The sequence below is a fragment of the Vibrio zhugei genome (assembly GCF_003716875.1).
Taxonomy (GTDB): domain Bacteria; phylum Pseudomonadota; class Gammaproteobacteria; order Enterobacterales; family Vibrionaceae; genus Vibrio; species Vibrio zhugei.
The window spans coordinates 2,573,529-2,595,701 of the sequence record NZ_CP033078.1; the positions used below are offsets into that span (position 1 = coordinate 2,573,529).

Sequence of the window (22,173 nt, forward strand, 5' to 3'; positions counted from 1 at the left end):
AATACCCACTCACACTAGGGTGGCAATTGCTTTATCTAGGCGAGCTAAACCTTCTTCAATATCTTGCTCTGGAATGATTAATGAAGGCGTTAAACGGACCACGTTCGCACCAGCGACGAGTAACATTAAGCCTTGTTTCCCTGATGCCACCAATATTTCACGAGCACGTCCCTGCCATGCGTCATTTAATTCGGCGCCAATTAATAATCCCTTTCCGCGGATATCTTTAAATATATGATATTTTTCGTTAATACGTGCTAAACCCGCTTTAAATAATGCTTCGCGCGCTTTCACACCCGCCAGCGTTTCAGGTTGAGTAATAATCTCCAACGCGGCGTTGGCGACCGCACACCCAAGAGGATTACCGCCATAGGTTGAACCATGCACGCCCACTTTAAAATGGCTCGCAATCTCGGTGGTCGTCAGCATTGCCCCAATCGGGAACCCCGCGCCCAGTGATTTTGCCGTGCTCAAAATATCCGGTGTCACTCCCAAGCCTTGATACGCATACAGCTCACCCGTACGCCCGTTGCCCGTCTGCACTTCATCGAAAATCAGCAGAGCATTGTGTTCATCACACAATTGACGGACTTGCTGTACGAAATCCGGATCCGGAGACACAATTCCGCCTTCACCTTGCAACGGTTCCATCATCACAGCACAGGTTTTTTCCGACAAATGCGCTTTCAATGCCGCAATATCATTGTATGGAATGTGCGTCACGTCAGCGGGTTTCGGACCAAAACCATCCGAGTAAGAGGCCTGTCCGCCCACGGTGACAGTGAAAAATGTTCGTCCATGAAACCCTTGCACAAACGCGAGGATTTCTGTTTTCTCAGGACCATAAACATCGGCCGCATAACGACGAGCCAATTTCAACGCGGCCTCGTTCGCCTCGGCGCCTGAGTTTGCAAAAAAGACTTTTTCGGCAAACGTATGCTCGGTTAACTTGCTGGCCAAACGTAATGCTGGCTCATTGGTCATGACATTACTCAAATGCCATAATTTCTTGCTTTGCTCTGTCAGTGCATTCACCATCGCTGGATGACAGTGACCAAGACAACTCACCGCGATTCCGCCTGCGAAATCAACATATTCGTTGCCCTGCTGATCCCATACGCGAGAGCCCTTACCTTCAACGGGAACAAACTCCATTGGGTTGTAACAAGGCACCATCACCTCGTCAAATACACTACGATCTACTTTCATTTCCGTTGTCATTGCACATCCCCTTAAGGTACACATGCGGTATCATGAACAATTACCTATAGTTTAGATCAACCATAAGATTTCACATGGCGCTCAAGAACTATCCACATTGTATTGATAAATATTTTTTGTTTTCAATAGTAGCTTCTGCTGTAATCGCAAAAGCGCACCGCTCTACCTTAACTATTTTTGATTTTTTATTCACTTAAAATGATAAAATATTTATTTTAAATTTAAGAAATGGTTTTTAAATCATGGCAATTTTAGTTGGTAAGAGAGCTTGATATGCATAGTTAAAAATATGGCGCATAATTGTGCATTCGCTATTATGCGCAAAAATAGGGACAGATTGATGAGGAAAAGTGATCTCAATCGGGATCATGACGCCAACGTCGATGACTAAACCGAACTATTACGAGCTAAGAAGTTGTTTAATAAAGCATGTCCTTGCTGGGTTTTAATCGATTCAGGATGAAACTGTACCGCTGCGATCGGTAAGGTACGATGTTCAAATCCCATAATTTCATCGCATTCCCCAAGGTCATTTTCCGTCCAAGCCGTCACAGTAAAACACTCAGGCAAAGACGCGGATTCCACGATCAATGAATGATAGCGCGTGACCGTCAATGGATTCGCCAGACCCACAAAGACGCTTGTCCCTGTATGACGAATGGGCGATGTTTTACCATGCATCACCGCTTTGGCTCTCACCACCTTACCCCCAAAAGCCTGAGCAATGGCTTGGTGTCCCAAACACACACCCAATATCGGTATCTGACCGGCAAAACGTTCAATCCGAGATTCCGCAGCCAATTTAGGAATAAACTGCTTCATACAGTACACCAAGAAGCTTAAGCAGCCGAGTCTGATGCTCTTGAACACCCGTTATGAAGCTTTGGCCGCCAAATTCGAGTGTGTCGATACCTTCGAATTTTAAGAATACCCAACGTGCCGTCGGTTTAGTTGTCGTCTTGTTCTTTACCATGCTAGGAAAGAATTCCTCGGTCTTAGTGAGACTCTCTCGGATTTTGTGCTCTAAGCTCGCGTAAACGAGTAGGCTCAGCGTCATGATCATCAGTAGTGCCTCGATTCGCTGAGGTTTCTTCAGGAAAATTGATGATGTTAAGAACTCAGGGCTTTTCAAAAAGCGAAAGCCGCGCTCGACCTTTTGCTGAGACTTGTAATGTTCAAGCAATGCAGCCATTGTTAGGTCGGTGTTGTCAGTATCGTTGGTGGCGAGAATAAACATACCTACTTTAAGCTTGGCCAGTTTCACCTTTTCTAGATCGGTATAAGGCGTAGCATCTATCAAATAGTGGTATCCCGTTGGCTTTTCATCTTTCTTCGGCCGACCACGACCTGAATAAATTGGCTCTTTAACGATGGTTGATTGCGCGAAGCCAAGCAAATGACACTGGCTGGCGAAGTCGCTCATTGCTTGCTCGGCATCCACTGCGCAAGCAAACTGCTTTTTCTTTAGTTGTCCCAGCGCTTTCAGCTCTTTGGTGATATTTTTGTCTAAGTTCTTATAAAACGTTACCTGTTCTCGCTTGGTTGCTTGTTCACTATGAATCAACAGCCACTTCTGAGATACCGAGCCATAATCAGCGTCAACCCAACAACCCGAGTAGCCATTGCCGATATGGCTCAGCTGCTCGGGCTCAAGGTTCATTAAGGCCTCTTTGGCTGATTTAATGGTCATTGGAACACGCGTAATAAACTTCTGTTGTTGCTCATCCAGTGAACGAATGCTCTCTTCGGTGTACAAAGCGGCATCGGCGATGAAGTAGCGACTGTTTTGAGCTGCCTTCAGGCAATGAATATGCCGTTTAGTGACCTCTGAGAATGCCTTAGCATCGTTGGTGTTGCCACTAAGCGCTTGCATGTAAACAGGCAGGCCAGCTTGGTTTTCGCAAATCAACTCAAGGACCACTTGATTTAGCTCTGGACGGTGGTCTCGGCTGTAGCCTTTTACCAGCTTGATGGCATTAAGATCTTCGTCCTGGGCGTATTCACCATCGACATGGAAGCTAGTGATATCAAGGTGGACAGAGTCTGTTTTAAGTCCTAGCTTATCAACGACATGCTCTGCTATCGCTTGATAAAGTGCGGAGACATCTGCTTCATATAAAGCATCTAACGTGCGTCCGAGTACATCGTCCGTTAAATGGTGAGCTTCAATATCTTTAGCAAGCAACTTGGCAACAGGCTTCGTCTCGAAGAAGTCAGAAAACATATGCAGCGTTCTGCTGTGAAAGCCAAGACCATTGAGAATCATCGCCAAGACCGCATCGCCATGTGAAACGTTGTGATCCGAGTACTTGGGAATGATGCGATCAATAATACCAGGTAAACCGATTTCATGGCAGAAAGCAGCGATCAGCCCTAAGTGATCTAGGCGTTTAATGACAGGTTGAGCAGCAGACATAATAAAGTGACCGTTAAATAACAGTAATAGATCAAAACTGGGGATCGCGGTCAAGAGGTCTGTCGCACTAACATTTGTAAACGATCACTGGATCACATTGTTTTAATTCTGAAATTGGCTGCGGAATGACGGTTCAATCGCTTGCAAAGAAATCCCGGCCTCATCAGGCGTACATGGACCGGGAGAAATCACCAAGTGAGTTGGGGCTAGCTCGGCGATGTCATCAAGGGTTACCTCGTCATTGCGGACAACGTTCACTTCTGCACCTAACTCACAAAAATACTGATACAGGTTATACGTAAACGAGTCGTAATTATCGATAATTAATAGCACGGAGAGATTCCCTAATCGCTCAATTGAAATGAACGGATATTGTGCCGCAGGCAAAGATAAAGGCAAGCCTATCGCTTGCCTTTATTATGAGAATGACTCAGCCTTTCACGCGATACTACTGGGAAAAGCGCAATTCCAGCACGGCGGGATTATGATCCGAGGAACGGAATTGATCACCGTAACGGGGCAAGTTGCTGCCTTTATACTCATCACGATAATCAAACAAGGTCGACTCGTCAGCATTGATATGCCACTCATTGGCATCCACCACAAATGGGGCTAAGTGCTTACTAATCAACACATGATCCAAGTTTCCGACCTCATTGTTATATGAGTAACTCCAACTGAGAGGATGGAACATCGGCACCGCATTCAGATACCCATAACTGTGCGTGATCTGGGCACCTTCATCGCCAAATTGCAGCTGTCCGTCAATGTAGGTGTTGCGAGCCGCATGAATCACCTTGTCATAATGCTCAGGAGAGTAATCCGTTAAAACCAAAATAGGGTCTTCCTTCGCATACGAGTTTAAATCGCCGAGGATGACTTTATCCCCTGGCATGTTTTGTAAAGCCTTGCCCAGCGCAACCGCTGCCGCGACACGAAAGTCCTCACAGGAACCTTGTAGATCCGGATCCTGCCCCGCTTGCCCTCCTTGGCTGACTGGAGCATTATCTTCCCAACACTTCGAGCCTTTGGATTTAAAATGATTAACGGCAACGGTTAACTCATTACCCGTTGTGGTGACTCGGAAAGTGGCCGCTAAAGAATCACGCTGTTGATGCTTGCCATTATCAATGAGCTCACCATTTGCATCGTATATCGGTGGCGCTTTTTGTTCTGGCATCGCAATCACCCGCTTGGTTTGCAGCGCCACTTTGCTAGGACGATATATCAAGCCAACGGCTATCGCATCTGTGCCGACCGAATCGTCTTCATCCATCATTCCATCTTGGTTCGAGTCGATGGTCACAAACGTATATTTGTCTTGCTCATTTTGGCGTAGATTCAGTTGCTCCACCAACTGACGAATGGCCGCACCTTGACCAAATCCATTGTTTTCGATTTCCATCAAGCCTACGATATCGGCATCCAAGTGATCCAATGCCGTCACAATTTTTTCCTGCTGTAATTCAAACTCACCATAGCTACTCGCTCCACGATTGTCACCAAATCGGTTCGCATCGCCATTAAACGGCGAATTAAAGTAGTTCAGCACGTTAAACGACGCAATACGTAAATCCCCCGCGTTTACCTGTGGTGACTCTGTACGCGGCGTATTATGAACAATGTCTTGGCCATCAATCGTATTGGTCGCTAATAAGCGATAATTCGAATATGTGTAAGTCACGATGCCTTCCAGATTGAAGAGCGTGTCGTTGATACGCAGATAATCATCCGCGGAGCCATCTTGGTTGCCATCGGTTCGAGCAAAATCTGGATAATAAGGAATCACACCATCTGGCGCCGGTTTATCGGTTTCCACCACCAGCACACGTTGTTGATTCGTAGCTTGAACCTGTTTGCTCTGCGCCGATCCTGCCGGATCAAATTGATTGGGATGATAATTCACTTGCCCTTGCGATAACGCCATGTTGTTGCGATAGGCATCGTAATCATACCCAAACACTCGTGTGACTCGCATGTCTAAAGAACGCGGTAATCGGACAAGCATCCCTTCATAGCGCTCCAATGTCTGGGCAAAAGAGGCGTCATCGGCCGAGATATGGACCGCTTGAGCGGCTGGGACTTGCTGCTGATCAACCACGCGCCACTGGTCCTCGTTAGGGACAAATTCAGTGAGTTGATAATACTCTCTCACTTTCCCATGAACACACACCACATCTCCGGGGTTAAGATTCGTTTGCGCTTGATCGGTAAAGACAAACAAGCCTTCAGAAGTACGCATGTCGCTATCGGCTTGTAATGATTGTAAATAAAACCCTTTGGTTATATTCCCGGTAACCGCCGTTACCACGCCTTTCACATAGTAGTCATCCGGTGACTGAGTTGCCCCACTGGGGACAAAAGGTGAGCGATCCCCCGGACCTTGTATCGCATGAATCGCCGTGAAATTCGGGAACGCACCACTCGGTAATCGACACGTAAACTGAGGATCGGTCCCACCATCACTAGGTGGCGTCCATGCGCCTAAATCAGCAAACTCATCTTTTCCATATTCTTGCCATTGATCGGGCTGATAATCGCGACTCGCTTGTGTCGTCTGACGCACTAACGTGACGTCTTGCCCCCAATAGCTGTCACTGCCAACCACGCCAATCACATCGTGCAGAGCACCGTTATAAAATAAGCCTATTGGGTCGTTGCCATTAAAGCCAGTTATCGTATTGTTGGTGATATCGGCTTTGCTCAGCAATTCATCCGTTGCACGGCTGTTCACCACCACAAGCGTTTGCTTCGAAGCAAGTTCATAACCCGCTAATGACAGAGTATTGCGCCAAGATGTCGCACCATTGGTCGCTTTTTGCAATGTATAGCCATCAAGACTGACGGACTGCTCGCCCGTATTGGTTATCTCGATCGCTTTGTTATAGCCACTGCCTTCGATGTATTCTGAGATAAGCACATCGGCCTGAACCTGAAAGGCGAGCGATGTGGCTAATCCACCCCATAACAGTAATTGATATCGTTGATTCATGGTTGTCTCTTCCTGAGTAATAGTGAGAGTATTCATCGGTATACAATTGTCACGTTACAATGGTAAGACATTGACTTATAAGCGATCGGCCGAGATTTTAAAAACCGACTTTTCCTTCCAAATTTGGATGTAATTCACGAAATTTATGCAGCGCAACAAACACCACGGAATAAAAAAAGCCTCAGCAACGCTGAGGCTTTTTTCACATTCTATAGGTTGTACTTACCGCATTATGGGCAAGGCAAGAAACCCACGGCTTCTCTCACTTTCATCAGTGTCTTATGCGCTTTTTCAGAGGCTTTAGCCGCACCTTCACGCATCACACTCTCTAAGTAAGCACGATCTTGACGAACACGGTGGTACTCCGCTTGTACAGGCTCTAACATAGCGACTAACGCTTCACCAACGTCTTTCTTAAATGGGCCATACATTTCAACTCCGGCATAGTCTGCTTCAATTTCCGCAAAACTCTTACCGGTTGCGGCAGAATATAGCCCCATTAAATTCGAAATCCCCGCTTTATTCTCAATATCATGAGCAATGCGTGGCGGTGTTTGAGCATCCGTTTGTGCTTTATTGATTTTCTTAATAATCGATTTCGGATCTTCGAGCAAGGTGATCACATTTTTACGGTTATCGTCCGATTTGGACATTTTCTTAGTCGCATCTTGTAAACTCATTACACGCGCATTAACTTTAGCAATGTGCGGCTCTGGAACCGTGAAAATCGGCGCGTCTGGACAATAAATATTGTTAAAACGAGTTGCGATATCGCGCGCCAATTCAAGGTGTTGTTTTTGATCGCTGCCTACTGGCACTTGATTGGTACCGTACAACAAAATGTCCGCCGCCATCAGCACCGGATAATCAAATAAACCCACGTTCACGTCATTGGCAAAGCGCGCGGATTTATCTTTAAATTGAGTCATACGACTTAACTCACCCATTTGCGTATAACAATTCAAAATCCACGCAAGTTGTGTATGTTCTGCCACATGAGATTGTACAAACAACGTACTTTTCTTAGGATCAATACCAACCGCCAGACAAATAGCTAAAGCATCCAATGTCGCTTCACGCAGAGCTTTTGCATCCTGACGAACCGTAATCGCATGCAGATCCACCACACAGTATTGGCAATCGTAATCATCTTGCATTTGCTGCCACTGACGGAGTGCACCCAAGTAGTTACCGATACTAAGTTCACCTGATGGTTGAACACCACTAAATACGATGGGCTTGCTCATGAGAATGATTTCCTTGTTACCAAAAATGAGAGACAGTCAAAAATAATAAAACCGCATGGAACACATTCCACGCGATTATCCAGTGTACTCATTAGCAAGTATTTTACTAGGGGGGGAATGTATAAAATTACGCGCCCACGTTAAGAATCTCACACAGCTGACTCACGTTATCCGCCACATACGTTGGTTGTGACTGTTGAATCGGCTCACCATGGTTATAACCATAGGTTAATCCCAAAGACGCACACCCCGCATTTTTGGCGGCCAAGATATCATTCTTAGAGTCGCCCACCATCAACATCTGCTCAACGGTGACCTCGTATTTATCCAGCAAATAGTTCAGTGGCATCGGATTCGGCTTTTTCTCCGCAAACGCATCTCCACCTAACACCTCAGAGAAAAACCCATCAATATCATGTTGAGCAAGAATATCAGGGACAAATTGCGACGGTTTATTGGTGACCACCGCTAAGATATAACCGGCTTGATGCAGCGCGTGTAACGTGTCACGGACATTAGGATACAAATGGCTGTTTTTATGGCCAGTCTTACCATAGTTATCATCAAATAACACACGTGCTTGCTTGAGTAATTCAGGACTGAGCTCTGGTGAGACTTGCATGCTTTGACTGAGCGCCCGCCCAATCAATAAATCTGCGCCATTTCCCACATAATCACGAACTTGATCTTCCGCGACACTTGCAAACCCCAAGGCTTGTACCGTTTGATCCGCTGCCACAGCTAAATCTGGCACGCTATCTAAAAGCGTACCGTCTAAATCGAAGGCTATCAGCTTAATTGTCACAATATTGATCCTACTACTTACTGGATGTTAAGAACGCTCGGGTAATATTTGTTGCTTACACTTCGTCACATGGGCCAATTCATCACGCATCGCTTGGATTACCGAGTCGTAATCTGGTTGGCCAAAAATCGCGGATCCCGCCACAAACACATCCGCGCCTGCTTCGGCAATCTCGCGGATATTATCGACTTTTACGCCACCATCAATTTCTAAACGAATATTGTAACCACTATGAATAATACGTTGGCGAACCGCTCGGAGTTTTTCTAAGGTATGAGGAATAAAGGATTGACCGCCAAAACCGGGGTTCACCGACATCAGCAAAATCATATCGAGTTTATCCATAATATGATCAAGATAATGCAATGGCGTGCCGGGATTAATCACTACCCCCGCTTTACAACCTTGCTCTTTAATCAGTTGTAATGTGCGATCAACATGCTCTGACGCTTCCACATGAAACGTGATCATAGAGGCGCCCGCTTTGGCAAAATCAGGAATAATACGATCAACAGGTTTCACCATTAAGTGAACATCAATCGGAGCTGTAATTCCGTAATCTCGCAACGCTTTACATAAAGGAGCGCCGAATGTCAGGTTGGGAACATAATGGTTATCCATAACATCAAAATGGATAACATCGGCTCCTGCAGCAAGAACCCGTTCAACATCCTCACCTAGTCGGGCTAAATCCGCAGATAAGATGGATGGAGCAATAATGAAATCTTTCATTCCTAACCTCTCGAGCAATCATGCACGCTTATCAATCAATGTTCGATCATTCTACATAACGGAACGAAAAGATCCTAGTCAAACACACACCGGTGTGCTCAAGGTGATGAGGCGTTTATTTCTTGTGGAGCGGCGCATCAAACAAGGCAAGTAATTCATCCACCTTATTCCGTCCACCACCGTTACGACTAATGGTTCGTTTCACTTTCACGACATCTAACCGAGCACCATGATAAAGACGGCGTGTCAGCAAGGTATCATGATTGGAGATTAAAACGGGAATACCACGTTCCAATGACGTTCGTTCCGCGACATCGGCAAGCTTGGCTTGGTCATCCAGCGTAAAACCATTGCCGGAATACGAGGTAAAATTCGCGGTTGTTGATAAGGGCGCGTAGGGGGGATCACAATACACCACACTGTTGTCAGCAGCTTGAGCAAACGTGTTTTCGTACGTAGAACAGACAAACTCGGCCTTTTGCGCTTTTTCAGCAAAAAACCACAGTTCTTTTTCGGGGAAATACGGTTTTTTATACGAACCAAAAGGCACATTAAAGCCCCCTTTCTTGTTGTAACGGCATAAACCATTAAAACCAAATCGATTCATATAAAGAAAGGCTAATGAGCGGTAGAAGACATCATCGGTGGCATTAAAGGTTTGTCTTACCTCTAAATACGCCTCTTTGCGATTATTTTCAGGCACAAACCATTTTCTGGCCTCAGTGATATAACGCTCAGGCTCAGTTTTGATTAGATTGTATAGATTGATTAAATCTGGGTTAATATCGGCGAGCAGATATTGTTGATAATTTGTGTTCAGGAAAATAGATCCTGCACCAACAAAGGGTTCCACTAACTGATCAGCCTCTGGTAGGTTACGCTGAATATCTTCTACCAAACCAAATTTACCGCCAGCCCACTTTAGAAAGGCACGCTGCTTTTTCATCTACTGCTCTAATTCAATCGCCACCAAATAAGGTGGCGGAATGTAACATATTTTCACGCGAAGCTCAGGTTTATTTCGTCCGAGTAAGCTCTCTTTGCACCTGACGCAGAGACTTCGCCCAAGGGCCTAACGATTGTAAACGTCCAGGTAATGTGCTCACCGCATCTCTAGCCATTTGAATCGTCGGATAATTTTCGTACGTCACGATGTACCACGTTGTCCCACTACGATCAGTTGGATACACGTTAACTTGGCCATCTAGTTGATACTCATTTAAAAATTTACGCACTTCATCTAACGATTTCACCGCGGCTAACTGTAATGTATAGCTACGGGGTGACATCGCATTCAGGTCCGCTCGAGCGGCATCGAACGACTGAGATAGCGCATCCTGCTGTTGCTCGGCTTGTTGTTGCGCTTGTGCCATATTACTCGGTTGGGGTTGTTTTTCATCATCGACTAGCGCATCCACCACATCCGAATTGATCACAACACGGTTCTCATTATTTTGTGGTGTTTGACCAACCCCAGTCATGTCTTCCTTCACTTCAGGGGGCAATGCTGCCGCGTCATCATTTGGGAGACTATCGTCAGTTTGTGGCTGTGCATGAGTCCCGACCGTGGTCGATGAGCGCGGTGTTTGCGGCTGAGCAGTCATGGGATCCGATACGCCGTTCGCACCAGACTGAGCGTTGGTGGGTAGCGTAGGAATCGCCGTTTGCTCTAGTGAACTCGATGCTTCTTGTTGTGTCGGCTCGCCGCTCTGTTCACCGGGTTGCGGTTGCGACAGCATCCACCAATAGCCGGCACCAATCAGTAAAGTAATGATGATCACGACCAGAGCAATATTGAACGGTGAACCCACAATAGAACGTACCACGACGCGTTTTTCAGTTTTTTTCTCAGCCAATGCCATAATTGCTCCTGGAGTGCGTTGGACTTTTTTATACGCATTACGGACGCGTTTTTCCATCGCATCCTCAATAAAACGCATGACTCTATTTTCAAATAACCTATCGGCCTCTTCTTCGCTCAAGTGCTCAATTTCAAGATCAATCGGTTTTAATTCTTGCCCATAGGTCAGACGTGTCAGTAACGCTTCTAAGCGATTAGACTCAACGAATAAAATCACATTGATCGTCCAAGCCGGATTATCCTGACATTCTAGGATCCACATCCACAACTCAGACACTAAGGTTTCTGACAATAAATGGGCGTCATCGATCGCCACCGCAATATTGCAGTCACGGTCGGCAAATAGGGCAGAGAAACTGTCAAGAAGAGAGTCTTTGGGATTAAACAGAGGTTCTGAGACGAGTTGGGAAAGAATGGTAGTACGACGCTGTTCGTCGGTTTGCTGCGGATGACATAATACCAACGCTTGGTTGGTATCATCGGCGTACTCTTCAAGATAGCGCTGCGCTAACCAAGATTTGCCAGCCCCTTGGCTCCCATAGACATTCACTAAATTGGAACCAAACCTTGTGAGCAGTTGTAACCGCTCCAACAATTCGGTTTGCGAATCTAATTCCAGTTCATGCGCCAAGTTCATCGAGTCATCCTATTGATTTAACAGCGTCTTACCAATAATGACAGAGTTTGGGTTAACGTCCAAGCTCAATTGCTTTAGCCATTACCTCATTTGAGACCCCTTTCACTACCTCGGCACATCCTATGCGTGTAGGAAGGACCAAACGCAGTTCTCCTGCCAATACTTTTTTATCGCGCATCATATGCTTAATAAAATCGTCAAATGACATACTTGCCGGCGTCTCAACAGGAAGTTGCGCTTTCTTAAAGATAGCAATAATTCGCTCAACGTGCTCGGCGAGGAGCAACCCTTCGAGCTGTGCAGTACGTGCAGCCATAACCGTGCCGGCAGCAACGGCTTCGCCATGCAGCCAATTACCATAGCCCAACTCGGCTTCAATAGCGTGACCAAACGTATGACCAAGATTCAATAAAGCACGAATGCCCGATTCTTTTTCATCTTTGGCAACCACTTCCGCTTTAATAGAACAGCAACGTGCAATTGCATACGCTAAAGCTTGTTCATCAAGCGCATACAGTGCATCCATGTTGTCTTCTAGCCATGAAAAAAACTCGCCATCATAAATGATGCCGTATTTGATGACTTCAGCCATGCCCGCAGCAAGTTCACGTTGAGGTAAGGTTTTTAAGCACTCGGTATCAATGAGCACCGATTGAGGCTGATAAAAAGCACCAATCATGTTCTTGCCCATAGGATGATTCACCGCGGTTTTTCCACCGACAGAGGAATCCACCTGCGACAATAATGTCGTTGGGATCTGAATAAAATCGACACCACGCTGATAACAAGAGGCAGCAAACCCGACCAAATCCCCGATCACACCACCGCCTAAGGCAATCACCACCACATCTCTGCTGTAGTTATGCTCAAGCAAATACGTCATGATGGTATTAAAGGTTTCGAGGCTTTTGTACTGCTCGCCATCAGGTAAGGCTAACACGGAAGATTCACACTGTAATGAATCTAACATCGAGACAATTTTATCTGCGTATAAGGGTGCAACGGTCACATTACTGATCACGAGCACTTTCTGTTTTTCAGACAAACAAAGTAGCGCTGGATTATTGAACAATCCAGCGCCGATGGAGATTGGGTAACTACGTTCACCTAAATTGACCGTAATCCGTTCCATGGGATCGACTCCTGTGCAAAAAAGAACTTTATTAATGTTCTTCTAGCATTTTTACAATCTGGTTGGCTACCACTTTTGCACTTTGATCATCAGTACGCACGACAATGTCTGCGACTTCTTCATACTGCGGATTACGTTCTTCCGCTAGTGCCTCTAATACCTCGCGTGGTTGATCCGTTTGCAGCAATGGACGTTTTTTATCTCGGTTTGTGCGGGCTAACTGTTTTTCTATTGTGGTTTCTAAGTAGACCACAATCCCACGCGCAGACAGGCGGTTGCGGTTTTCTTTGCTCATCACTGAGCCACCACCAGTTGCGAGCACAATACCTTGCTGCTCCGTTAGGTCGTTGATAACAGTTTCTTCGCGTTTGCGGAAACCTTCTTCACCTTCGACATCAAATACCCAAGAGATATCCGCACCAGTGCGCTCTTCGATAACTGTATCTGAGTCAACAAAGTCCATATGGAGTTGTTGAGCAAGGTGTCTACCAATTGTACTTTTGCCAGCGCCCATAGGCCCAACAAGGAAAATATTGCGTTTCTCAGCCATGTTTAGCAGTAATTTACAACGTTAATTCAATGACATCGCCGCAAGATAATCCAGACAGAATAAAACGATAGGAATGCTTGCGGCACCTATTCCTCACAGATATTTCGTGATAAGACCCGAAATTATCTAGATCTGACTCCAGTAATGCAACTTTAATTTTAAAGATTGTTGAATTTATTTTGCTAAGTTATTGAATAATAACCTTTGGAGTCACAAAGATGACTAATTCATTTTTGCCTTTTTCTTCATAACTGCGGCGAAACAGTTGCCCAAGGAGCGGCAAGTCTCCCAAGAGTGGGACTTTTTCCACCCCTTTGGTTAAGCTATGTTGATAAATGCCACCTAAAACGATCGTTTCTCCATCATTCACCATGACCTGAGTACCAATCCGTTGAGTTTGAATGGCTACAGCGTCTCCCGTGCCAATCGCAACGGAGCTACCAGGGCGGTCTTGTGTGACATTCAAATCTAAAATTAACCGGTTACTTGGCGTAATGTGTGGCGTCACTTTTAAGCTCAACACGGCTTTACGGAATGACACTGAGGTCGCTCCGCTCGACGCCGCTTCTAAATAAGGAATTTCGGTCCCTTGCTCAATGTAAGCCGGTTTTTCATCGGTGGTGAGTAACCGAGGACTGGAAATAATTTCCGCTTTCGACTCACTCTGTAACGCTGACAATTCCAAATCTAATAACGTATTAGAGCCCAGCGTTGCCACCTGAAAGGCCAAGCTTGCCGCACGGGGAGTGGCACTGGGGATTTGAACACTAAGGTCATTTGCAATACTGTCGCCCTCTTTCCCATTCAGCCCTTCGAGCGTACCGGATATCCGTGCACTGCGCGGGCCTTGAACTGCCCCCCAACGCACCCCGATGTCCGCGAGTTCGCCTTGATTCATAGTCACAATGCGTGCCTCTATCACCACTTGCTTCATGGGAACATCCACAATGGCAACCAGCTGTTTAATACGTTTCGTGTGTTGGTCAGTATCGTAGACCAACAAAGAATTGGTGCGCTTATCGACTTGAACACTCCCTTGCTCAGAGAGCATGGACTGCCCATTCTTGGCGGTGATCAAGGTGAGAAGCTCGGTGGCTTTCGCGTAATGCACCGGCACCCGATGGTAATGCATTGTTTCCGTCAGTGAACTGACTGCCCCTTGTTGCTGCTTAATCACGCTCAATGGCGCTATCCATAACACATTATGACGCGTCTGATAGCCTAGACCTTTCATGCGTAAAATGACTTCCAGTGCGTTTTGCCAAGAAACCTGCTGTAAATTGACAGAAATGCTACCTGATACTCGTTCATCGATTACCACATTTAGACCTTGTTTTTCTGCCAATAGTGTTAGGACTCGTCGCACATCAATTGACTGAAATTGTAACGACAACAATGATGACGATGACGGCTCTCTTTGGGCTGGTGTCCTCATTACCTCAGAGAAGGCACTCTTAGCACTAAAAAGTGCACAGCATCCCATTATCAAAAATAAGCCAAGTAATTTATTGTTCATTACGACGCTCCTCTGAGAGGGACAACCATGAGCGATAACAGCGCCCGTCATTGGTTCGTTCAAACACTTCAATGCCCTTGGCGGTCACGGTATGGATGATAGTTCGTCCTTGTAATAGCCGATCTCCAGCGCTCACCCAGCGTAACTGCTGAGTGGCGAGTTTAACGATCGCTTTGTGCTCGCCATTTTCTTGCACAATTCCTCGTAAAGCGACGCGGCTTATTCCTGAAGACCCTCGCTCAGATTTGGCAAGATGAGAGAGGCAATCGGCTGTCTGGCGCTTGCGGAGCGCTACTGGCTCTCTTAATGAAAAAGGCGAACGCTCGGTCACAATACGCTGGATGCGCGGCAGGTGAATCGGCCTATCAAATACGGTCTGGTTTTGAGGGGTAACGGACGTTTCAGGTACCTTGAGAGAGGCTGCTCCCCCACGCTCTGCAATGACCAACATCATCAAAAAAACCAAAATGTACCTAGTCATGCTCCATCTCCTCACCTCTCGCTACGATGTGTATACGGCCAGAGAATCGAATGGTGTGATCGCGCTCATGAGTGGCTTGCCATTGCAGTTCGAGCAAAGACAGGTCATATAAATATTGGCTTAATATATTCAGAAATCCGCCGATTTGGGCGTAAGACCCTAGAACTCTAAAACGAATCTCGGATCGGTTATCACCATGACCCTCGCCAGCCCACATCACCTGCTCTACCACAAGACCCATGGACTGAGCTTGCTCAGTAAACCAAGCAACCGCATCATCGACAGGGGTGACTCGGCTGACCCTGTCTAGTTGGGTTTGCATGGTCACCGCGCGTTGATGGACCTGTCGCCATGTGGCAATGTCTCGGGCCTGCTGATGAAACTGCTGCTGGATGCGATGTAAGGACTGCTTTTGAGTATGGATGTGTTGATAGGCAGGACGCCACACGAGCGCGACGATCGCCCCCTGAACAACGCACCCAATCAAAACTAAACCAGCAAGCTGCTGGCGCCACGAATAACACGTTAACAGAGTGTCGAGGCTGCGCTTAATGTGACTCATCATCGTCCTCACGGGTGAATCCTATACTCAGTTTAAAAATGTGCGCTACCGGTTCCTTTTGGGTCACCATAACGGAAGATAAAGCAATACTCGTCAATGGCTCAACGGTTTGAAAAGCCGTCACTATCGCTCCCAAAGCCGCTTTATTGTCTGTTCGTCCGACTATCTCTACTTGCTGTTGAAACCACCGCATGCTGTCAAGCTGAGTCTCTTGAGGTAATAGACTTGGCACGACGTTCATAAGAATCATGGGTTGATTATGGCGGCGAATACGCTGCGATAATGTTTTAAATGTTCGTTCAACGTGCTGATCGTGTTTAGAGATGTTTTGCCACTTCGCATAAATCGGTTGCTGCCGGTGGAGCTTTTGCTGCCACTGCAATTGTCGGCTCTCCATATCCTGACTGGTGTGTTGATACCAAGCATATGGCAGGTAAATACTCACCAAACTCCCCCCGATGAGCGCCATCAGCATTCCGACTAAGCGGACGATAGCAAACCGTCGATAGACGTCCCGCCAAGGAAATAGGTTGACCACTTCATGCATGCCCCTGCTCCCGCCACATCAATCCTTGTATGGCAATACCGACCGCGCCCGCAAAACGCCCATCACACTCTGGCTGGGAATCCCCTGTTTCACTTAGCACGCTTTGCCACGATAATACGCGACAAGGCCAACCCAGCTGTTGACCCAGTTGAGACACGGCTTGCGCATCATGAGTGCCCATCCCCGTCATCCAAACACAAGAGGGGGATGATGGTAGATAGAGTGATTGAAAACGTTGAATCGCGAGCATGACTCGACGAATCCAGTCTGAGGGAAAAAGCGACGCGCCCTGCAACTCAAGCGGGGGATAAGAAAAGGTATGGAAAAGTGGCGCTTGCGACCCTGTGCTATAACAGAGCGTGGCCTGTTTATGATCGACATGAAACAGCAATGCGCCAGACATCGACGAACAGGCCATCAGACGCGCATAAATTTGCAGTAGACCTTGCGCCTGACTGTTCATGAAAAATGGCGTAAGTCCGGCCGCTTTTAACACACGAACCCGCTCAGTAATCAAGGCTTTCCGAGCCGCAAACACTCGATACGTTGGTCGAGAATGAGTCACCGACGGCTCAAAAGGCAGTGCACAATAATCAATCGCCAATTCAGACACGTTAATACCACATTGTTCGCTCATCATCGCTGACAAAATTTGGTGGGGATTTTCGTAGCTATCTACTTGTAATTCCTTAGTAATTATCGATGAATCCGCCAACGTCACGGCCACTTTGCGGCTAAATAGTGGGAAAGTCTTTTTTAGTTCTTTGAGTTTCTTTACAATTTTCTGATAATCCAGCATGTCATTATCAGCGAAAATGTCATTGCTAACGAGTAACTCAGAGCATGCGACAATGTCATAGGTATGCTCGTGTGACGGAGTTAATGTCACCGCTTTGATACTATGGTGACTGAAATCGACACCTGTAACTCGTGATGATATACCCATGCAGCTCCACTCCAGTGATTTATGGTGTCCAGCTTGCTTGCGCATGAAAGTTTACACACAAATGATTGCTTCAAGCTGACTAGAACACTAGAGTACAAGGGTTTGCTCAATAGCAGCCTCTACTAAACAGGGATTCTCCGGTGAAGTTCATAAAGCGTTTATTAATATTCTCATTAATTTGCATCGTTCTTGGAGCTACGACGGTTTTCGGTTTTTATTTATACGTAAAACCTGAACTGCCTGATGTCGCAACATTAAAAGATGTAAAACTACAAACTCCAATGCAGGTGTACAGCCAAGACGGCAAACTGATCGCTCAGTTTGGTGAAAAACGGCGCATACCTTTAAAAATCGATCAAATGCCAAAAGAGTTGATCGATGCCTTTATTGCGACGGAAGATTCGCGCTTTTACGAACACTATGGTTTCGATCCGATTGGCATCGCTCGTGCAGCGGTCGCCGTGATGATTTCAGGGAGCGCTTCGCAAGGGGCCAGTACGATTACTCAGCAATTGGCGCGAAATTTCTTCCTGTCGAATGAGAAAAAAATCATTCGCAAAATTAAAGAGATTTTCATCGCAGTTCATATTGAGCAACTCTTAACGAAAGATGAAATCCTCGATTTATACCTCAATAAAATCTATTTGGGCTACCGTGCATACGGTGTAGGTGCCGCAGCACAAGTCTATTTTGGTAAAAAAGTAAAAGACTTAACGTTGAGTGAGATGGCAACCATTGCTGGGTTACCGAAAGCGCCCTCAACCATGAACCCCATTTACTCGCTCAGCCGAGCCACGCACCGTCGTAATGTCGTTTTAGCTCGTATGCTGGATGAACACTACATCACTCGCGAACAATATGACGAAGCGAAATCTGAAAAAATTGTCGCGAAATATCATGGCGCAGAAGTGCAGCTCAATGCTCCTTACGTGGCAGAGATGGCCCGTTCTTGGATGGTGAAACACTACGGTGATGATGTGTATACATCGGGTAAAAAAGTCTACACCACCATCAACTCCAAACTGCAAGAAGCCGCTAACAAGGCCGCCGTCAATAACCTATTGGCATATGATGAGCGCCATGGTTTCCGCGGTGCAATCAAGCAGCTTTGGAAAACGCCGGATGACGCATGGGATAAGGATAAACTGGACGATTACCTCAGTGATGTTCCAACCTATGGTGAGCTGTATCCTGCGGTCGTCACGAAAGTGGCGGATAAGACGGCCACCGTCGTCGTTAAAAATCACGGAACACAAGTGATCGCTTGGCAAGACATGAACTGGGCACGTCGCTACATTACTGACGATCGCCAAGGACCATTACCGCAAAGCGCCAGCGACATTGTAAGCCAAGGCGATCAAATCTGGGTGCAACCGCTTCCTGGCGCAGATCAACCCGATGATCTCTCGTCTGAAGATCCAAGCCAACTGGACCGCCAGCAATTCAGTCACTGGAAACTCAGCCAAGTACCAAGTGCCAACACGGCATTTATCGCCATGAATCCAGAAAACGGTGGGGTTAAGGCCTTAGTGGGCGGATTTAACTTTGTCCATAATAAATTTAACCGCGCAACGCAATCGGTACGTCAAGTCGGTTCAAGTATCAAGCCTTTCATTTATTCGGCAGCATTAGACAGTGGTATGACGCTAGCGACCCTCGTCAATGATGCACCGATTAACCGATGGGATAAGAGCCAAGGGACCGCATGGCGACCACAAAACTCACCTCCACGTTATCGGGGTCCGACACGCATTCGCATTGGCTTAGCACAATCGAAAAACGTCATGGCAGTGAGAACATTACGTGAAGTGGGATTAGACAAAGCGCGTCACTATCTCACCCGTTTCGGATTTGATTTGGATAAACTGCCACGCTCAGAAGCGATTGCTCTCGGTGCGGGTAGCCTAACGCCGATGAAATTAGCGCAAGGCTACTCTGTGTTTGCCAACGGGGGTTACTACGTTCACCATTTCTTTATCGAGAAAGTCGAAGGACCATTTGGTAAAACAGAATATGAAGCTAAGCCCAACATTATCTGTAATCAACATTGCCAGAAAAATGCCTCAACAGACGGCTTTGATGAGCAGGACGCCGATAGTGAAACGCATTATGCCCCTCGTGTGATTTCAGCACAAAATGCATTTCTGGTTCGCGAAATGATGTACAGCAATATTTGGGGTGGTGGTAACTGGAGCCATGGCACGGGTTGGAATGGGACCGGCTGGCGAGCACAAACTCTCCATCGCCGTGACATCGGTGGTAAAACAGGGACCACGAACGATTCCAAAGATACGTGGTATGACGGCTTTGGACCGGATCTCGTGGCAACCGCTTGGGTTGGCTTCGATGATCATAGTCGTAACCTCGGCCACACCACTGCAAACCCGAATATCAAAGATGATATGCATGGCGGTGAGTCTGGGGCGAAAACAGCACAGCCCGCTTGGATCAGCTTTATGAAGCAAGCGCTTGCCGATGTCCCTGCTCAACACAAGCAGGTACCCGACGACATTGTCCGTGTACGTATTGACCGAGCGACGGGGCTATTGACCAATAAGTCTGACTACACGTCGATGTTCGAGTATTTCATTGATGGGACTCAGCCAACCCAGTATGTGTCTGATAGCCACTCAGATAACATCTACACGTCACCGAGTGGTGGTGAAAGCTTGTTCTAACGGATTGGCACCGCATAAAAAAGCTGACCTAATGGGTCAGCTTTTTTTTATTTCTCCGCGGCTTGCTTTCGCAAACCATATAAACGCTGCTCCATCACTTCCGCTAAGCGTTCAAAGCGATCTTTCAATGGTGAGCCCGGACGATACACCACCACCAAGCGTCGTGATGGAACGGGATCGATAGCCTTCACATACGCCACCCCATCTTTTTGCTTGGCTTCAGGCAACGATAATTCCGGTAATAACGTGATGCCGCCCCCTGCTGCTACCATATTACGCAGTGTTTCTAAGCTGGTGGCTTTGAAACTTTCATCGTCTTTCGCGCCAGCCGCAAAGCAGAAGCCTAACGCTTGATCGCGTAAACAGTGGCCATCGCCAAGAGATAGCACCGTATGGCCTTTCAATTCTTTCATTGAAATTTCATTACACTCTGCCCATTGATGTTCTGCTGGAACCGCAATACTGAGCGGCTCAATGTAAAATTCAATTTCTTTAAAAGGCTCAGTTTCTTGTACCGAGGCCAGCACAAGACAATCGAGCTTCCCTTCTTCGAGTAAGCTGACCAATTGGTGTGTTTGGGCTTCATGCAGATAAAGCTCCAGTTCAGGAAATTGTTGCTTTAATTCCGGTACCACTTTCGGTAATAAATACGGCCCTAAGGTGGGAATAAAACCGATGTGAATCGGGCCATTCATGGTGCCCCCCTGCTCACTGGCCATATCCTTAAACACTTTGACTTCATTTAAGATACGTTTGGCTTGATGAACAAGCTTTAATCCTGAATCAGTAAATAGCACGCGACGACTGCTACGCTCTAATAAAACGCTGCCCAACTCATCTTCAAGTTTACGAATTTGCCCACTCAACGTTGGTTGGCTCACAAAGCACGCTTCCGCGGCTTTGCGGAAATGTTGATGCTCCGCCAAGGCCACTAGATATTCAAAATCGCGAATATTCATTTCTTCTCCACATAGAACAAACCTATCAAAACAATAGCATTAAACGATTATAACTATCAAAAGATTTGTTCTACATTAGTCACATCAAAACGAGCCGACACAAGATACGCTCTACGTTCGAAGACTACATTATAGGAATACCAATATATGACTATCGCTAAAGAAGGCCAAGCTGTACCTCAAGTTACATTCCCAACTCGTCAAGGTGACGCATGGGTTAATGTTACCACCGATGAGCTGTTTAAAGACAAAACCGTTATTGTATTTAGCTTACCGGGTGCCTTCACGCCAACGTGTTCATCAAGCCACCTACCACGTTACAACGAGCTGCATTCCGTGTTTAAACAATACGGTGTTGATGACATTCTTTGTGTTTCTGTTAACGATACGTTCGTCATGAACGCTTGGAAAGCAAACCAAGAAGCGAACAACATTACTTTCATCCCTGACGGTAATGGTGAATTTACTGAAGGCATGGGAATGCTTGTTGAGAAAAACGACCTAGGCTTTGGTAAACGTTCATGGCGTTACAGCATGCTGGTTAAAAATGGCATCGTAGAAAAAATCTTTAGCGAGCCAAACGAACCAGACGACCCGTTCAAAGTATCAGATGCGGATACCATGCTGCGTTACATCGCTCCTGAGCATAAAGCTCAAGAATCTATCACCGTGTTTACCAAACCAGGTTGTAGCTACTGTGCTAAAGCCAAACAAGCTCTGCACGATGCACACCTTCAATATGAAGAAGTGGTCCTTGGTCAAGACGCCACAACTGTAAGTGTTCGTGCCATCACTGGCCGCGACACCGTTCCTCAAGTTTTCATCGGTGGCAAACACATCGGTGGTAGTGAAGAACTGGAAGCTTACCTAGCTTAATTCATCGATACATTT

General features: G+C 46.5%; 18 protein-coding genes and 2 pseudogenes. 2 read left to right on the plus strand and 18 right to left on the minus strand.

The features are described from left to right. Positions 1–9 precede the first annotated feature (9 nt). The 17 genes and pseudogenes from EAE30_RS17115 to pilM all read right to left on the minus strand — a co-directional run bounded on the left by EAE30_RS17115 (position 10) and on the right by pilM (position 17,645). Positions 10–1,221: an aspartate aminotransferase family protein gene (locus EAE30_RS17115; RefSeq protein ID WP_123017003.1), complete on the minus strand. Its 1,212-nt coding sequence runs from the start codon at positions 1,219–1,221 to the stop codon at positions 10–12. 387 nt (positions 1,222–1,608) lie between these two features. Continuing rightward, a pseudogene (locus EAE30_RS17120) lies at positions 1,609–2,004 on the minus strand (anthranilate synthase component II); the annotation flags it as partial. 19 nt (positions 2,005–2,023) lie between these two features. Then, on the minus strand, positions 2,024–3,637 hold the full coding sequence (locus EAE30_RS17125; RefSeq protein ID WP_123014954.1) for an IS1634 family transposase: 1,614 nt from the start codon (positions 3,635–3,637) through the stop codon (positions 2,024–2,026). Positions 3,638–3,769: 132 nt separating this feature from the next. Next, positions 3,770–3,970 (minus strand): annotated as a pseudogene (locus tag EAE30_RS17130) (glutamine amidotransferase-related protein); the annotation flags it as partial. A gap of 115 nt (positions 3,971–4,085) precedes the next feature. Beyond that, positions 4,086–6,629 (minus strand): ExeM/NucH family extracellular endonuclease, encoded by a 2,544-nt coding sequence (locus EAE30_RS17135; RefSeq protein WP_123017005.1) that lies wholly within the window; start codon positions 6,627–6,629, stop codon positions 4,086–4,088. A gap of 230 nt (positions 6,630–6,859) precedes the next feature. Continuing rightward, positions 6,860–7,876: a tryptophan--tRNA ligase gene (trpS, locus tag EAE30_RS17140; protein WP_123017006.1), complete on the minus strand. Its 1,017-nt coding sequence runs from the start codon at positions 7,874–7,876 to the stop codon at positions 6,860–6,862. A 127-nt stretch (positions 7,877–8,003) separates the two neighbouring features. Then, the gene (locus EAE30_RS17145) at positions 8,004–8,684 is read right to left on the minus strand and encodes a phosphoglycolate phosphatase (RefSeq protein WP_123017007.1); all 681 of its coding nucleotides are present in this window, start codon (positions 8,682–8,684) and stop codon (positions 8,004–8,006) included. 24 nt (positions 8,685–8,708) lie between these two features. After that, positions 8,709–9,413, minus strand: a complete 705-nt coding sequence (gene rpe, locus EAE30_RS17150; RefSeq protein WP_123017008.1) for a ribulose-phosphate 3-epimerase — start codon at positions 9,411–9,413, stop codon at positions 8,709–8,711. A gap of 115 nt (positions 9,414–9,528) precedes the next feature. Then, a complete protein-coding gene (locus EAE30_RS17155) occupies positions 9,529–10,359 on the minus strand; it encodes a Dam family site-specific DNA-(adenine-N6)-methyltransferase (protein ID WP_123017009.1) in 831 nt (276 codons plus the stop codon). Positions 10,360–10,429: 70 nt separating this feature from the next. Next, positions 10,430–11,911, minus strand: coding sequence for an SPOR domain-containing protein (locus tag EAE30_RS17160; RefSeq protein WP_123017010.1), 1,482 nt, complete (start codon positions 11,909–11,911; stop codon positions 10,430–10,432). A gap of 52 nt (positions 11,912–11,963) precedes the next feature. Continuing rightward, positions 11,964–13,043, minus strand: a complete 1,080-nt coding sequence (aroB, locus tag EAE30_RS17165) for a 3-dehydroquinate synthase (protein WP_123017011.1) — start codon at positions 13,041–13,043, stop codon at positions 11,964–11,966. 31 nt (positions 13,044–13,074) lie between these two features. Further along, complete coding sequence (gene aroK, locus EAE30_RS17170) at positions 13,075–13,593, minus strand: shikimate kinase AroK (protein ID WP_077314121.1); 519 nt, start codon at positions 13,591–13,593, stop codon at positions 13,075–13,077. 187 nt (positions 13,594–13,780) lie between these two features. After that, positions 13,781–15,109, minus strand: coding sequence for a type IV pilus secretin PilQ (locus EAE30_RS17175; RefSeq protein ID WP_164711885.1), 1,329 nt, complete (start codon positions 15,107–15,109; stop codon positions 13,781–13,783). Further along, positions 15,099–15,590 carry a hypothetical protein gene (locus EAE30_RS17180; RefSeq protein ID WP_123017013.1) on the minus strand — a complete coding sequence of 164 codons (492 nt, stop codon included), beginning with the start codon at positions 15,588–15,590 and terminating at the stop codon, positions 15,099–15,101. The genes EAE30_RS17175 and EAE30_RS17180 overlap by 11 nt, the downstream gene beginning before the upstream one ends. After that, positions 15,583–16,155 (minus strand): type 4a pilus biogenesis protein PilO, encoded by a 573-nt coding sequence (gene pilO, locus EAE30_RS17185; RefSeq protein WP_123017014.1) that lies wholly within the window; start codon positions 16,153–16,155, stop codon positions 15,583–15,585. The genes EAE30_RS17180 and pilO overlap by 8 nt, the downstream gene beginning before the upstream one ends. Beyond that, positions 16,139–16,699, minus strand: coding sequence for a PilN domain-containing protein (locus tag EAE30_RS17190; RefSeq protein WP_123017015.1), 561 nt, complete (start codon positions 16,697–16,699; stop codon positions 16,139–16,141). Before EAE30_RS17190 ends, pilO begins: the two co-directional genes overlap by 17 nt. Further along, positions 16,692–17,645 carry a pilus assembly protein PilM gene (pilM, locus tag EAE30_RS17195; protein ID WP_164711886.1) on the minus strand — a complete coding sequence of 318 codons (954 nt, stop codon included), beginning with the start codon at positions 17,643–17,645 and terminating at the stop codon, positions 16,692–16,694. The genes EAE30_RS17190 and pilM overlap by 8 nt, the downstream gene beginning before the upstream one ends. A gap of 140 nt (positions 17,646–17,785) precedes the next feature. Here pilM and EAE30_RS17200 point away from each other — a divergent pair, with 140 nt between their 5' ends. Next, on the plus strand, positions 17,786–20,323 hold the full coding sequence (locus EAE30_RS17200; RefSeq protein ID WP_123017017.1) for a penicillin-binding protein 1A: 2,538 nt from the start codon (positions 17,786–17,788) through the stop codon (positions 20,321–20,323). Between the two features lie 47 nt (positions 20,324–20,370). Here the strand turns inward: EAE30_RS17200 and oxyR are convergent, their stop codons facing one another. Further along, positions 20,371–21,282: a DNA-binding transcriptional regulator OxyR gene (gene oxyR, locus EAE30_RS17205; protein WP_123017018.1), complete on the minus strand. Its 912-nt coding sequence runs from the start codon at positions 21,280–21,282 to the stop codon at positions 20,371–20,373. Between the two features lie 147 nt (positions 21,283–21,429). Between oxyR and EAE30_RS17210 the strand changes: the two genes are divergently transcribed. Continuing rightward, on the plus strand, positions 21,430–22,158 hold the full coding sequence (locus EAE30_RS17210) for a glutathione peroxidase (RefSeq protein WP_123017019.1): 729 nt from the start codon (positions 21,430–21,432) through the stop codon (positions 22,156–22,158). Positions 22,159–22,173: the final 15 nt, after the last annotated feature.

Bases quoted from the DNA above. Each gene is read 5' to 3' on its own strand.
- EAE30_RS17180 (WP_123017013.1), bottom strand. From the start codon at position 15,590: ATGACTAGGTACATTTTGGTTTTTTTGATGATGTTGGTCATTGCAGAG.
- EAE30_RS17160 (WP_123017010.1), bottom strand. From the start codon at position 11,911: ATGAACTTGGCGCATGAACTGGAATTAGATTCGCAAACCGAATTGTTG.
- rpe (WP_123017008.1), bottom strand. From the start codon at position 9,413: ATGAAAGATTTCATTATTGCTCCATCCATCTTATCTGCGGATTTAGCC.
- EAE30_RS17210 (WP_123017019.1), top strand. From the start codon at position 21,430: ATGACTATCGCTAAAGAAGGCCAAGCTGTACCTCAAGTTACATTCCCA.
- pilO (WP_123017014.1), bottom strand. From the start codon at position 16,155: ATGATGAGTCACATTAAGCGCAGCCTCGACACTCTGTTAACGTGTTAT.
- aroK (WP_077314121.1), bottom strand. From the start codon at position 13,593: ATGGCTGAGAAACGCAATATTTTCCTTGTTGGGCCTATGGGCGCTGGC.
- pilM (WP_164711886.1), bottom strand. From the start codon at position 17,645: ATGGGTATATCATCACGAGTTACAGGTGTCGATTTCAGTCACCATAGT.
- EAE30_RS17135 (WP_123017005.1), bottom strand. From the start codon at position 6,629: ATGAATCAACGATATCAATTACTGTTATGGGGTGGATTAGCCACATCG.
- trpS (WP_123017006.1), bottom strand. From the start codon at position 7,876: ATGAGCAAGCCCATCGTATTTAGTGGTGTTCAACCATCAGGTGAACTT.
- EAE30_RS17155 (WP_123017009.1), bottom strand. From the start codon at position 10,359: ATGAAAAAGCAGCGTGCCTTTCTAAAGTGGGCTGGCGGTAAATTTGGT.
- EAE30_RS17175 (WP_164711885.1), bottom strand. From the start codon at position 15,109: ATGAACAATAAATTACTTGGCTTATTTTTGATAATGGGATGCTGTGCA.
- aroB (WP_123017011.1), bottom strand. From the start codon at position 13,043: ATGGAACGGATTACGGTCAATTTAGGTGAACGTAGTTACCCAATCTCC.
- EAE30_RS17115 (WP_123017003.1), bottom strand. From the start codon at position 1,221: ATGACAACGGAAATGAAAGTAGATCGTAGTGTATTTGACGAGGTGATG.
- EAE30_RS17125 (WP_123014954.1), bottom strand. From the start codon at position 3,637: ATGTCTGCTGCTCAACCTGTCATTAAACGCCTAGATCACTTAGGGCTG.
- EAE30_RS17190 (WP_123017015.1), bottom strand. From the start codon at position 16,699: ATGCATGAAGTGGTCAACCTATTTCCTTGGCGGGACGTCTATCGACGG.
- oxyR (WP_123017018.1), bottom strand. From the start codon at position 21,282: ATGAATATTCGCGATTTTGAATATCTAGTGGCCTTGGCGGAGCATCAA.